15 protein-coding genes are annotated in these 12,405 nt (G+C 75.0%); 11 read left to right on the top strand and 4 right to left on the bottom strand.

Going from position 1 to position 12,405, the window contains the following annotated elements; translation table 11 throughout:
• Positions 1–13: 13 nt before the first annotated feature.
• Together selA and selB are read left to right on the top strand one after the other, a co-directional pair.
• On the top strand, positions 14–1,318 hold the full coding sequence (gene selA, locus CRP30_RS16545; protein ID WP_097185111.1) for an L-seryl-tRNA(Sec) selenium transferase: 1,305 nt from the start codon (positions 14–16) through the stop codon (positions 1,316–1,318).
• Complete coding sequence (gene selB / locus CRP30_RS16540) at positions 1,315–3,084, top strand: selenocysteine-specific translation elongation factor (protein ID WP_235003490.1); 1,770 nt, start codon at positions 1,315–1,317, stop codon at positions 3,082–3,084. Before selA ends, selB begins: the two co-directional genes overlap by 4 nt.
• Positions 3,085–3,087: 3 nt before the next feature.
• Here the strand turns inward: selB and CRP30_RS16535 are convergent, their stop codons facing one another.
• Positions 3,088–3,390 (bottom strand): hypothetical protein, encoded by a 303-nt coding sequence (locus CRP30_RS16535; RefSeq protein ID WP_097185110.1) that lies wholly within the window; start codon positions 3,388–3,390, stop codon positions 3,088–3,090.
• 59 nt (positions 3,391–3,449) lie between these two features.
• On the opposite strand from CRP30_RS16535, the gene CRP30_RS16530 reads away from it, so the two are divergent.
• Positions 3,450–4,097: a TetR/AcrR family transcriptional regulator gene (locus tag CRP30_RS16530; protein WP_097185356.1), complete on the top strand. Its 648-nt coding sequence runs from the start codon at positions 3,450–3,452 to the stop codon at positions 4,095–4,097.
• Positions 4,098–4,099: 2 nt separating this feature from the next.
• Here the strand turns inward: CRP30_RS16530 and CRP30_RS16525 are convergent, their stop codons facing one another.
• A complete protein-coding gene (locus CRP30_RS16525) occupies positions 4,100–4,870 on the bottom strand; it encodes an enoyl-CoA hydratase-related protein (RefSeq protein WP_097185109.1) in 771 nt (256 codons plus the stop codon).
• Positions 4,871–4,918: 48 nt separating this feature from the next.
• Here CRP30_RS16525 and hemW point away from each other — a divergent pair, with 48 nt between their 5' ends.
• On the top strand, positions 4,919–6,157 hold the full coding sequence (gene hemW / locus CRP30_RS16520; protein WP_200814815.1) for a radical SAM family heme chaperone HemW: 1,239 nt from the start codon (positions 4,919–4,921) through the stop codon (positions 6,155–6,157).
• 28 nt (positions 6,158–6,185) lie between these two features.
• Here the strand turns inward: hemW and CRP30_RS16515 are convergent, their stop codons facing one another.
• Positions 6,186–6,542: an iron chaperone gene (locus tag CRP30_RS16515; protein ID WP_097185354.1), complete on the bottom strand. Its 357-nt coding sequence runs from the start codon at positions 6,540–6,542 to the stop codon at positions 6,186–6,188.
• A 171-nt stretch (positions 6,543–6,713) separates the two neighbouring features.
• Here CRP30_RS16515 and CRP30_RS16510 point away from each other — a divergent pair, with 171 nt between their 5' ends.
• The 7 genes from CRP30_RS16510 (at position 6,714) to CRP30_RS16480 (ending at position 11,759) form a co-directional block, all read left to right on the top strand.
• Positions 6,714–7,628 carry an oxygenase MpaB family protein gene (locus CRP30_RS16510; RefSeq protein WP_097185108.1) on the top strand — a complete coding sequence of 305 codons (915 nt, stop codon included), beginning with the start codon at positions 6,714–6,716 and terminating at the stop codon, positions 7,626–7,628.
• Positions 7,629–7,646: 18 nt separating this feature from the next.
• Positions 7,647–7,874 carry a hypothetical protein gene (locus CRP30_RS16505; protein WP_097185107.1) on the top strand — a complete coding sequence of 76 codons (228 nt, stop codon included), beginning with the start codon at positions 7,647–7,649 and terminating at the stop codon, positions 7,872–7,874.
• 84 nt (positions 7,875–7,958) lie between these two features.
• Positions 7,959–8,279, top strand: a complete 321-nt coding sequence (locus CRP30_RS16500; RefSeq protein WP_097185106.1) for a TraR/DksA family transcriptional regulator — start codon at positions 7,959–7,961, stop codon at positions 8,277–8,279.
• Between the two features lie 100 nt (positions 8,280–8,379).
• Complete coding sequence (locus CRP30_RS16495) at positions 8,380–9,288, top strand: ATP-binding cassette domain-containing protein (RefSeq protein WP_097185105.1); 909 nt, start codon at positions 8,380–8,382, stop codon at positions 9,286–9,288.
• Positions 9,285–10,031 (top strand): ABC transporter permease, encoded by a 747-nt coding sequence (locus tag CRP30_RS16490; RefSeq protein WP_097185104.1) that lies wholly within the window; start codon positions 9,285–9,287, stop codon positions 10,029–10,031. The genes CRP30_RS16495 and CRP30_RS16490 overlap by 4 nt, the downstream gene beginning before the upstream one ends.
• A 19-nt stretch (positions 10,032–10,050) precedes the next feature.
• Positions 10,051–11,157, top strand: a complete 1,107-nt coding sequence (locus tag CRP30_RS16485) for a sensor histidine kinase (RefSeq protein ID WP_097185103.1) — start codon at positions 10,051–10,053, stop codon at positions 11,155–11,157.
• Positions 11,154–11,759, top strand: a complete 606-nt coding sequence (locus CRP30_RS16480) for a response regulator transcription factor (protein WP_097185102.1) — start codon at positions 11,154–11,156, stop codon at positions 11,757–11,759. The genes CRP30_RS16485 and CRP30_RS16480 overlap by 4 nt, the downstream gene beginning before the upstream one ends.
• Here CRP30_RS16480 and CRP30_RS16475 read toward each other — a convergent pair.
• Complete coding sequence (locus CRP30_RS16475) at positions 11,756–12,385, bottom strand: dihydrofolate reductase family protein (protein WP_097185101.1); 630 nt, start codon at positions 12,383–12,385, stop codon at positions 11,756–11,758. The genes CRP30_RS16480 and CRP30_RS16475 overlap by 4 nt on opposite strands.
• Between the last annotated feature and the right edge of the window lie 20 nt (positions 12,386–12,405).

Here is a 12,405-nt window from a genome sequence, read left to right as displayed (position 1 = left end):
ACGCTGCGGGGCGATGAGCGCCGATCCGCGCCGGCAGGTGCCGCGCACCGACACCCTCCTCGCCGACCCGCGTCTCCGAGCGGTCGGCGAGCGGCTCGGCCGCGGACTCGTCAAGGGGGCCGTGCAGCGCGTCCAGCAGCAGATCCGGGACGGCGAGCTCGCATCTCCCCAGGCCGTGGACGCCGTGCTCGCCTCGCTTCCCGGGACGGCGAGCAGCCTGCGCCCGGTCCTCAACGCCACCGGCGTCCTGGTGCACACGAACCTGGGCCGCTCGCCGCTGTCCCCGGCCGCCGTCGCGGCGATCACCGCGGCTGCCGGGACCACCGACGTGGAACTGGACCTGGCGACCGGGCGTCGCGGCCCGCGCGGCGAGGCGGCCATCACGGCGCTGCTCGACGCGGTGCCCGCAGCGGAGGCGGCGATCGTCGTCAACAACTGCGCGGCCGCCCTCGCACTGGTGGCCACCGCCCTGGGCCAGGGCCGCGAGCTGGTCATCGCGCGCGGCGAGCTGGTCGAGATCGGCGACGGCTTCCGCATCCCGGACCTGCTGGTGTCCACCGGCGCGCGGCTGCGCGAGGTCGGCACGACCAACCGGGTGACCCTGGCGGACTACCGGGGCGCCCTCGCCACGGACACCGGGGCCGTGCTCAAGGTCCATCCGTCGAACTTCGTCGTCCGCGGGTTCACGCGGGCCGTCGAGGTGGCCGAGCTCGCCTCCGCACTCGAGGACGTGCCCCTCGTCGCCGACGTCGGGTCCGGGCTGCTCCGCCCGCACCCGCTGCTGCCCGACGAGCCGGATCTGCAGAGCACGCTCGCCGCCGGTGCCGACCTCGTGCTGGCCAGCGGCGACAAGCTGCTCGGCGGTCCCCAGGCGGGGCTCGTCCTGGGCCGCGCCGACCTGGTGCAGCGGCTGCGCCGGCATCCGCTCTACCGGGCGCTGCGGGTGGACAAGACGACGCTCGCCGCGCTGGAGGCCACGCTGCGGGGGCCGCTGCCGCCGGTGCAGGAAATGCTGGCGGCCGACGTCGACGGGCTCCGGGCGCGCGCCCGGGCGCTCGCCGGGCGACTGGCGGAGGCGGGTGTCGACGCCGTCGCCGTCGACGCGGAGGCGCGCGTCGGCGGGGGAGGGGCGCCGGAGCACCCGCTGCCCAGCGCTGCGGTGTCGCTGCCGTCGTCCTTCGCCGAGCGGCTGCGACGGGGCAGCCCCCCGGTCGTGGGCTACGTCGAGGACGGCCGGACGCTGCTGAACCTGCGCAGCGTGCCGCCGTCCGGCGACGACGAACTCGGGACCGCGGTGCTGGCGGTGGTCGACGGATGACCGGCCCCGACGTGAACCACATGGACGTGATCGCGACCGCCGGGCACGTGGACCACGGCAAGTCGGCGCTGGTGCGGGCGCTCACCGGCATGGAGCCGGACCGGTGGGCCGAGGAACGCCGGCGCGGGCTGACCATCGACCTGGGCTTCGCCTGGACGACGCTGCGCTCGGGCCGCCGGATCGCGGTCGTCGACGTGCCCGGGCACGAGAAGTTCGTCGGCAACATGCTGGCCGGCGTGGGGTCGGTCCCGGCCGCGCTGCTGGTCGTGGCCGCCGACGACGGCTGGTCCGCCCAGACCGCCGAGCACGTGGCCGTCCTGGACGCGCTCGGCGTGCGGCACGCCGTGCTGGCGGTGACGAAGTCCGACCTCGCCGACCCGGCGCCGGTGCTGGCCGACGTCCGGGAGCGCCTGGCGGGGACCTCGATGGGCGACGTCCCCGCCGTCGCCGTCAGTGCCGTGACGGGGGACGGCGTCGGCGACCTCTCGGTCGCGCTGGAGACGCTGCTGGCGGCGCTGCCGCCGGCGGATCCGTCCGCGCCGGTCCGGCTGTGGATCGACCGCGCCTTCACCATCAAGGGCGCCGGCACGGTGGTGACCGGGACACTGGCCGCCGGCAGCGTGGCTGCGGGCGACCGGTTCCTGCTGGGCGACCGGGAGGTCGTCGTCCGCCGGGTGCAGTCGCTGGGCGCACCGGTGGAGCGGGCCGCGGCCACCGCCCGGGTGGCGCTCAACCTCCGGGACGTCGCGGTCGAGGACCTGTCCCGCGGCGACGTCCTGCTGACCCCGGCGGCGTTCCGACGGACCCAGGTGGTCGACGTGACGCTCACCGCCGAGCACGCGGACCGCCTCCCGGCGGAGCCGGTCGTCCACATCGGCTCCGCCTCCGTCGGTGCCCGGCTGCGCCCGCTCGAGGGCTCCGCGGTCCGGCTGCGGCTCGCGTCGGCACTCCCGCTCCGGGTGGGGGACCGGCTGCTCCTCCGGGACCCGGGCAGCCGGCTGGTCATGGGCGCCGACGTGCGGGACGTGGATCCGCCGGAGCTGCGCCGCCGGGGCTCGGCGCGCCGGCGGGCAGCGGACCTGGCCGCCCAGCCGAGTGGGGCGGCCGGCGCGGCGGCCGACCTGGCACGCCGCAGGATCGTCCGGGCCGACGACTTCGCCGCCATGGGCTGGCCCGTCCCCGACGGCGCGACCGGGCACGGTACGTGGCTGCTCGCGGCCGGGCTGGCCGACGACCTCGCCGCCCGCGTCCCCGACGTCGTCGTCCGCTACCGCCGCCTGCGGCCGCTGGAGCCGGGCCCGCCGGTCGAGGTGGTGCGCCGGGCCCTGGAGCTGCCGGACGCCGAGCTGGTGGCCGCGGTCGTCCGGCCGCCGCTGGAGCTGCGCGAGGGACGGGTGGTCGACGGGGAGGCGGCCCTGCCGCCGGAGGTCCAGCGAGCGGTCGACGCGATCAGGGCCCGGCTGGCCGCGGACCCGTTCGCCGCTCCCGAGGCCCCCGACCTCGCCGCGGTCGGGCTGGGCGCGCGGGAGCTGGCGGCCGCCGTCCGCAGCGGACAGCTCGTGCGCATCGCCGAGGGCGTCTACCTCGCCCCGGGCATCGAGGAGGAGGCACGGCGACGGCTGACGTCGGCCGAGCAGCCGTTCACGCTCAGCCAGGCCCGACAGGCGTGGGGGACGAGCCGCCGGGTCGCCGTCCCGCTCGCGGAGTGGCTGGACGCGCGGGGCGTCACGGAGCGGCTCCCCGACGACACCCGCCGCCTCCGCTGACGGTCAGCTGCGGATGCCGATGGCGGACCCGCGCACGTCGATGACGTCGAGGTGGCGCACCGTCGGCTCGACCGACGGACGCCGGCCGCCGAACGCCGCGTCCACCGCCGGGTGCACGCGCTCCTCGAAGGCGCGGGCGCACTGCTCCTCGCTCTCCCAGACGTCGATGTACCGGAGGCCGCCGTCGGGCCTGCGGATGCAGAGGTGCAGCAACGCGCCGTCCATCGGCTCGTCGCCGAGCAGGTCGGTGATCCGGGTGTACATGGCTTCGTCGATAGGGACGTCCTGCGTGTAGGCGTAGACCATGATCGGTTTCCTCAATCGGTCCGAACTGCCTTCGGACGGATTCTGGTAGCGTGGCCCTCGTGACTGGGGACGTCAAGAGCACCCGGCGCTACACCTCGACCGTCCGCGCGGAGCAGGCCGCAGGCACCCGCCGGGCGGTCCTGCAGGCGGCTCGCGACCTGTTCGCCGAGCGCGGCTACGCGGCGACCTCGATCTCCGCAATCGCCCTCCGTGCCGGCGTCGCCGTCGACACCGTCTATGCCGCTGCCGGCCGCAAGCCGGCCCTCCTGCGCGAGCTCGTCGAGACCAGCGTTTCCGGCACCGACCACGCGGTCCCGGCCGAGCAGCGCGACTACGTGCGCCGTGCTCGGGAGGCGGCCACGGTTCGGGAGAAGCTCCGCATCTACGCTACGGCGGTCGCCGAGATCGGCGTCCGCATGGCGCCCGTGCACCGCGCGCTCGCGGAGGCCGCGGTGAGCGATGCCGACTGCGCCGCGCTCCGTTCGGAGATCAGCGCCCGGCGGGCGGCCAACATGCGCCTGTTCGCCGCCGACCTGCGCGACACCGGCGAGCTGCGGGCCGACCTGACCGACGACGAGGTGGCCGACATCGTGTGGAGCATGAACTCCGCCGAGTACCGCGCCCTGCTGGTCGGGGAGCGCGGGTGGACCGCCGAGCGGTTCGGCAGCTGGCTGGCCGACGCCTGGGTGCGGCTGCTCCTGGCCTGAGATCAGTCTGCCGCGCGCACCCAGCGGGCGGAGCGCTTCTCGCGGAAGGCGGCGATGCCCTCCTGGCCCTCCTCGCCCGCGAAGAACCGGGCGGAGAGGTCGAGCAGGTCGTCGAAGGCCAGCGCGCCCTGCCGTTCCCGGAGCAGGCGCTTGGTCTCCGCCAGCGCCGTCGGCGATCCCGCCGTCAGATGTGCCAGCTGCGCCCGCAACTCGCCGGCGACGTCCGCGTCGGCGACCGTCACGTCGACCAGCCCGCCGGAGGCCGCGACCGACGCGTCGAACACCTGGCCCGAGAGCATGAGGCGGTGGGCCACGTGCGGCACCATGCGCGGCAGCACGACGGCGGAGATGACGGCCGGCACCAGCCCGAGCCGGACCTCGGAGAAGGCGAACGTCGCGGATCCGCCGGCGATGACGACGTCGCACGCCGCGGCGAGGCCGACCCCGCCGGCCCGCGCCGGACCGCGCACCACGGCCACTACCGGCTTCGGCGCGGACCAGACCAGCTCGAGGAGCTCGGGGAACTCGCGGACCCCCTGGTCGTCCGCGCTGCCGCCGGCCGCCTCCGACAGGTCCATGCCGGAGCAGAAGACCCGGCCGGTGTGGTCGAGCACGACCACCCGGACGGCGTCGTCGGCCAGGACGTCGGCCAGCGCCGTCCGCAGCTGCGCCCGCATCGCGCGGGACAGGGCGTTGCGGTTGGCGGGGGAGTCGAGGGTCAGCGTCGCGACCCCGCGCGCCACCTCCACCTGCACCACTCGATCGGAGATCACAGCGGCATCCTGCCGGTCTCCGGCGCCCGCGCGGCACACTGGGAGCAGATGAACACCGTCCTGCCGCTGCTGCCGGCCCCCGGACTGCCGGCCGGTGCACCCGGCCCCGACGCGCTGCCCGACAGCGCCCGCGAGCACCTGGCCACCACGCCGTTCGGGCTCTACGTGCACGTCCCGTTCTGCGCGACCCGATGCGGCTACTGCGACTTCAACACCTACACCTCCGACGAGCTCGGTCCGGGCGCCAACCGGGCGGAGTACGCCGGGACGGCGATCGCCGAACTGCGCCGGGCGGCGCGGACGCTCGGCCCCGACCTGCCCACGGTCTCCACGGTCTTCGTCGGGGGCGGCACCCCGACGCTGCTCCCGGCCGCCGACCTCGCCGCCGTGCTGGGCGAGATCCGCCGGCTCTTCCCCGTCGCCGACGACGTCGAGGTGACCACCGAGGCCAACCCCGAGACCGTCGACCGCGGGTACCTCTCCGTGCTGCGCGAGGCCGGCTTCACCCGCGTCAGCCTCGGCATGCAGTCGGCGGCCGAGCACGTGCTCGCCGTCCTCGACCGCCGGCACACCCCCGGCCGGGCCGTCGAGGCGGCACACGAGGCGCGGGCGGCCGGCTTCGAGCACGTCAACCTCGACCTCATCTACGGCACGCCGGGGGAGACCGACGCCGACTGGGCGGCCTCCCTCGACGCCGTCCTCTCCGGACCCGTCGACCACGTGAGCGCCTACGCCCTCATCGTGGAGGAGGGCACGCGCCTGGCCCGCCGGATCAGGAACGGTGAGCTGCCCATGCCCGACGACGACGTGCTGGCCGACCGCTACGAGCAGGCCGACGCCACCCTCCGGGGCGCGGGGTTCGACTGGTACGAGGTGTCGAACTGGGCGACCTCCGACGCCGCCCGGTGCCGGCACAACGAGCTCTACTGGGCGAACGCCAACTGGTGGGGCGTCGGTCCCGGCGCACACAGCCACGTCGGCGGGCTGCGGTGGTGGAACGTCAAGCACCCGGCCGCCTACGCCGACCGGCTGACCGCCGGGGTGAGCCCCGCCCAGGACGCCGAGCTGCTCGACGACGCCGACCGCGCGCTGGAGACGATCATGCTCGGGCTGCGCCTGCGTGAGGGCCTGCCGCTCGAGCTGCTGTCCGACGTCGGCCGCCGCCGGGCCGCGGACTCGGTGGCGCGCGGGCTGCTCGATCCGGCCGCCCACGCCGCCGGCCGCGCCGTCCTCACCGACCGCGGGCGACTGCTGGCCGACGCCGTCGTCCGCGACCTCACGGACTGAGCACTCCGAAAAGGAGCAGGCTGAGCCGTCAGGCTCCGCCGGCCCTTCGCGACGCCCGCGCCAGCCGTTCGACGAGGTCGTCCGGGATCGGTGCACGCGGCGAGAAGGTGATGCCGGTCTTGGTCGCCTTCAGGCCGGCCGCCACGATCTCTCCGGCGTGTTCGGAGATGGCGCCCGGAAGGAGATACAGCCCGCACTGCTTGCTGAACGCCGCATAGCTCGCGACGACCGAGCCGCCGATCCTGAACCCGGGCATGTCGTACGCCACGATTTCCTCCGCGTCCGGCAGGGCGCGAGCCAGTATCGCGCGCAACCGTTTCAGCGAGGGCTGGAAGGGCTCGGGCGCCGCGGCGATGTAGGCGTCGTGGTCGGCGGTCGTCGTCATGGCTGTGTCCCCCTTCGAACGGCTTCCCAGGGTCTCGTTCCACCTGTCGATCATCAGCTTCCATCGTCCGCGCGGTTCCCCGTCCTGCGAAGAGGCGGCCGCCACCGTTGGAGGAGATCTCCCAGGCCGTGGCCTACCGTTCGGCCGGTCCGGGGAGCATGCTCCGCCGACATGGGACGACGGTTCGCGATCCGCCGGCGAATCCAGTCGCTGGACCCGCGCACGGACTTCGCGGAAATCTACCGGCTCATGGGCACCCGCGAGTTCCCGTGGGACATGAACCAGGCGCTCAGTTTCGCGCTGTTCCGCACCTACGCCGTCCCGCGCATCGGCGGGCTCCTCGCCCGCACCGGTGAGTTCACCCAGCGGACGCAGCAGCGCTACGACGACACGGTGCTGATCCTGGACGCCGTCCTCGAGCACGGCGCGGCTTCCGACGAGGGCCGGGCGGCGATCCGCCGGATGAACCAGATGCACCGGTCCTACGACATCGGCAACGGCGACCTGCGGTACGTGCTGGCCACCTTCGTCGTCCAGCCCATCCGGTGGATCGATGCCTTCGGCTGGCGCCGGCTCACCGAGATCGAGCGCATCGCGAGCGCGGAGTACTACCGCGACCTGGGCCGCCGCATGGGCATCCGGGACATCCCGGCGACCTGGCAGGCCTTTGCGCACCTGCTGGACGCCTACGAGCGCGAGCACTTCGGTTTCGACGCCGGCGCCCGCGACGTCGCCGACTCCACCCTCGCCCTGCTCGCCACCTTCCCGCCGAACGACCGGCTGCCGGAGGCCGTCGTGCGGAGGATCTCGATGGCCGTCATGGACGGCCCCCTGCTCGACGCGTTCGGCTTCGAGCACCCGCACCCGGTCGTCCGCCGACTGGTCCGAGGTGGGCTCACGGCACGAGGACGGGTGGTGCGTCTCCTCCCGCCGCGCCGCGAGCCGTACTTCGCCCGGCAACTGCCGCAGATCCGCAGCCACCCGCACGGGTACGACGTCGCCGAGCTCGGCACGTTCCCGCCGGGATGCCCCGTGCCGCACCCCCGGGCGGAAACGACCGCGCGCTCACCCGAAAGGGCGGGGTAGCAGCGCCCGTTCTCGGCTATGGTGCGGAGCTCCGGCAACGGCGCCGGGCAGAGCGTGGGGGTGATCGGCGTGGACGCGTACGCGTTCCGAGATGCCGGCGCCCCGCGCGGCCCGCAGGCCACCGCCGTCCCCGCCTTCTCCGGCGGGATGCTGCTCGCCCTGGCGATGAACCGGCGAGCACGCGGCCTGCGAGGACTCGACGTCCTCCGCCGCAGCCAGGACCGGGCCCCGCCGCAGTTCTCCTGACTCCCTCGCGGAGTCGCAACCGCCCGTCCTGACGCGCCACCACCCGGTGACCGCGTCTTCCCGCGTTGCCCGAAGGAGTTCCGCATGTCCTCCAGCCTCGACACCGCCACCACGCCCGCCGGCGCGCACGACCGCTTCCGCGCCCTCCTCGACGAGCACCGGACCGACTGCGTCCGCCAGCGCGAGGCCGCTCTGGCCGAGTGCGCCCAGTCCGTGCCCGACCCGGTGGCACAGCGCCGCAGCGCCGACCTGCTGGTCACCCTTGGGGAGATCGACGCCGCCCTCGCCCGCATCGAGGCCGGCACCTACGGCCGCTGCACCGGCTGCCAGCGGGAGATCCCGGAGGAGCGCCTCGAGCTGCGGCCCTTCGCCGGCACCTGCGTGGCCTGCACCTCCGCCCGCTGACGGCCCGCTGACGTCCCGCTGATGGCGTCTGACATCCGTCAGACGCCATCAGCGACGTTCCGCACTACCTCGTGAGGTCCGCACTCGCGACCCTCGTCACGTGACCTCACCGCCCGCCCTGGACATCACCGGACTGACCGTCCGCTACGGCGACACGCTCGCCGTCGACGGCCTCGACCTCACCATCCCCAGTGGCCAGACCGTGGCCCTGCTCGGGGCCAACGGCGCCGGCAAGTCCTCGGTCGTCAACGCCGTCCTCGGGCTGCTGAACCCCGCCGCGGGATCGGTCGGCATCCTCGGCCGGACGCCGGCCGACGCGGTGCGGGCCGGCTGCGTCGGCGCCATGCTGCAGCACGGCGGACTGCCCAGCGAGGCGCGCGTGGGGGAGGTCCTCGACCTCGTCCGGCGCAGCTTCCCCACGCGCTGGCCGCTGGACGACCTGGTCGTCACCGCCGGCATCGACGGCCTGCTCGAGCGATCCGTGGACGCGCTGTCCGGCGGGCAGCGGCAGCGCGTGCTGCTCGCCCTCGCGCTGGCCGGCGCACCGCCGCTGCTGCTGCTCGACGAGCCCACCTCGGCCATGGACGTCGAAGGCCGCCGGGCCTTCTGGACGACGATGCGGGGGCTGGCCGACGCCGGCCACACCGTCGTCTTCGCCACCCACCACCTCGACGAGGCCGACGCCGTCGCCGACCGGGTGGTCGTCGTCGCGGCCGGCCGGGTGGTCGCCGACGGGTCCACCGCCCAGGTGAAGGCCCGCGTCACCGGCCGCACCATCTCGTTCACCGCGGCGCCCGACCGCCGGCTCGAGAGCCTCCCTGCCGTCACCGGCGTGGCCCGCCACGGCGGCACGGTCACCGTGGCCACCACCGACGCCGACGCCACGCTGCGCGCGCTGCTGGCCGACGGCGGGCTGCCCGACCTGGAGGTCCGCGGCGCCACCCTGGAGGACGCCGTCCTCTCGCTCATCTCGACCGGCCACACCCACCCGATCGGAGCCGTCCGATGAACCCGCTGCTCGCCTTCCAGCTGCGCCGTGTCGGGCGCAACAAGCAGTACCTGTTCTTCACCGTGCTGCTGCCGGCCCTCTTCACCATCTTCATCACGAAGATCATCGGGGGGCAGATGGGCGACGCGGCCGGGTACGACGAGGTCGCGGCCTCGGTGATGGTCTCGATGATGGCCTACGGCGCCCTCGGTGCGGCCCTCGGTGCGACCATCCGGATCTCCTTCGACCGGGCGTCGGGCTGGCTCCGGCAGTTGCGGATCACGCCCGTGCCCCAGACCCAGGTGTTCGCCGTTGACGTGGCGGTCGGCGCGATCCTGGCGCTGCCGAGTCTCGTCGTGGTGGCCCTCGTCGGCCGGTTCGTCAACGGGGTGCAGCTGGGCACGGGGACGTGGGCGGTGCTCGTGGGGGTGCTCTGGGCGGGGTCCATCGCGTTCGTGGCGCTCGGGCTGCTGATCGGGCTGAGCCTGGAGGAGAAGGCGGCCGGCGGGGCGATCGGGATCCTGGGCACCATGCTGGCCGCGCTCGGCGGCCTGTGGTGGCCGGTGGAGATGTTCCCGGAGCCCATGCAGGTGCTGGCCTGGTTCACGCCCTCGTACTGGTACGCCGAGATGGGCCGCGACGTCGCGGCGGGAACCGCGCCGGCGCTCCTTCCCGTGGTCGCGCTGACCGCCTTCACCGCGGTCTTCGCCGCGCTCGCGGTGACCGTGGCCCGCCGGCGGCCGCTGCACGCGGTCTCCGGCTGACGCGGGCTACGGTCCGGGCATGGACGTGCGGAACCGTCTGCAGCAGCTGGGCTGGGCGCTGCCCTGGCTGCTGTTCCAGGTCTTCCCCATCGCCCACCTGCTCACCGCCCCGGGCCCGACCGGGGTACGCATCGCCGCGGGTGCGGCCCTGGTCGTCTTCACGGCCGCGTACCTGACGGTGCTGGGCAAGGCGTTCGCGCCGGGCTGCTCGCCGTCCTACCGGGGGCTGGCCGTCGTGGCGGTGCTCGGGGTGGGGCTCGGCCTCTGGCTGGGGACGCCGTTCGCCGGGCTCATGATCTACCTGTCCGCCGCGGTGGCCGTCACCCTGCCGGAGCGCTGGATCTGGCCGGCGGTGGTGGGCGCCACCGCCGTCTGCGCCGGCGTGCTCACCGCGGGCGGCATGCTGGGCGAGCTGTTCTTCCTGCCGCTGCTGTGCCTGCTGACCGCCTTCGCGCTGCGTGGCACGCGCTATCTGATCGGCGTCAACTCCGAGCTGACCCAGGCCCGGGAGGAGCTGGCCCGCAGTGCGGTCGCCGAGGAACGGATGCGGTTCGCCCGCGACCTGCACGACCTCTTGGGCCACAGCCTGTCGCTCATCGCGCTGAAGAGCGAGCTCGCCGGCCGGCTGGCCGAGCGGGACCCGGCGCGGGCCCGCCAGGAGATGGCCGACGTCGAGGCCGCCGCCCGCCGGGCGCTGGCGGAGGTGCGTGACGCGGTGAGCGGCTACCGGCAGGTCAGCCTCGCCCAGGCGCTGGCCGAGGCCCGGTCGGCGCTGTCGGCGGCCGGCATCACCCTCCGGGCCCAGGCGCCCTCCGAGCCGCTGCCGGCGGCCGTCGACGCCGTCCTCGGCTGGGTGGTCCGGGAGGCGACCACCAACGTGCTGCGGCACAGTGGTGCCCGGTCCATGACCGTGGACCTGGCGGTGACCGACGACGGCGCGGCCCTGACGGTGACCGACGACGGTCGGGGCGGGGACGCACCGCGCGGCACGGGCCTGGCCGGCCTCGCCGAGCGGGTCGAGGCGGTCGGTGGGCGTCTGGAGGCGGGGCCGGCGCCGGGTCGGGGCTTCCGCCTCCTCGCCGTCGTCCCGGCGCACGTGCCCGCCGATCCGGCGGTGGTCCGGTGATCCGGGTGCTGATCGCCGAGGACCAGTCGCTCGTCCGCGGCGCCCTGCGCGCGCTGCTGGAGCTCGAGGAGGACCTCGAGGTGGTCGCCGAGGTGGGGCGGGGCGACGCGGTCGTCGCCGCCGCTCGGGAGCACCGTCCCGACGTGGCCCTGCTCGACATCGAGATGCCCGGCGGCGACGGCATCGAGGCCGCCCGCGAGCTCGCCACCGCCGTCCCGGGGTGCCGGGCGGTCATCCTGACGACGTTCGGGCGGCCGGGCTTCCTGCGCCGGGCCATGGAGGTCGGCGCGGCCGGCTTCCTGGTGAAGGACGCACCGGTGGCCGAGCTGGCCCGCGGCATCCGGGCGGTGATGGCGGGGGAGCGGGTGATCGACCGCGATCTGGCCGCCGCCGCACTGGCCATCGGTGCGACGCCGCTGTCGGCGCGCGAGGCCGACGTGCTGCGCGCCGCCGCGGACGGGGCGACCGTCGCCGACATCGCCGGACGGCTGTTCCTGTCCGAGGGGACGGTGCGCAACTACCTGTCGTCGGCCATCGGCAAGACCGGGGCCCGCACCCGCGTGGAGGCCGCGCGGGAGGCCGCCGACAAGGGCTGGCTCTAGCCGCTCCCGGCGGGGAGGACGTCGTAGGTCAGGTGCGTCGCGTTCGGGGTGGTGAGCACGCTCCGCTGCACCAGGGTGCGCCGCGATCCGCCGGTGAACAGCGGGGTGCCGGTGCCCAGCACGACGGGCGCGAGGTGGACCCGCAGCACGTCGAGCAGCCCCGCGTCGAGCGCCGACCCGATCGTGGCACCACCGCCCATCAGGACGACGTCGAGGTCCGTGCCGCGCTCCGCCGATGCCGCCTCCGCGCGCTCCCGCGCGGCCCCGACGGCGTCGGTCAGGCCGGTGGTGACGAAGGTCCAGTCGAGGTCGGCGCGGCGCACCGACTCCGGCGGGGAGCTGGTCACGACGACGAAGGCCGGCGTCCCGACCTCGCCGGCTCCATAGCCGGTGTCGTCGTTCCACCCCTGCGGACCGTCCACGATGTCGAAGAGCCGCCGGCCGAGGACGACGGCGCCCGAGCGGGAGGTCGATTCCCGCAGGAGCCGGCGGTCGTCCGGGTCGTCGGAGAACGCCCAGGTGTGCAGTGCCTCGCCGCCCGTGCCCAGGCCGTTGTCCGGGCGGGGGTCGGGCCCGGTGACGAGACCGTCGAGGGAGATGGAGATGTCCGCGATGATCCTGGTCATACCGGATGAGACAGGACCGG

Source organism: Blastococcus haudaquaticus, from assembly GCF_900230285.1.
Taxonomy (GTDB): Bacteria; Actinomycetota; Actinomycetes; order Mycobacteriales; family Geodermatophilaceae; genus Blastococcus_B; species Blastococcus_B haudaquaticus.
Note: the sequence above shows the minus strand (reverse complement) of the source record. Positions and strands in the feature narration are given on the sequence as shown.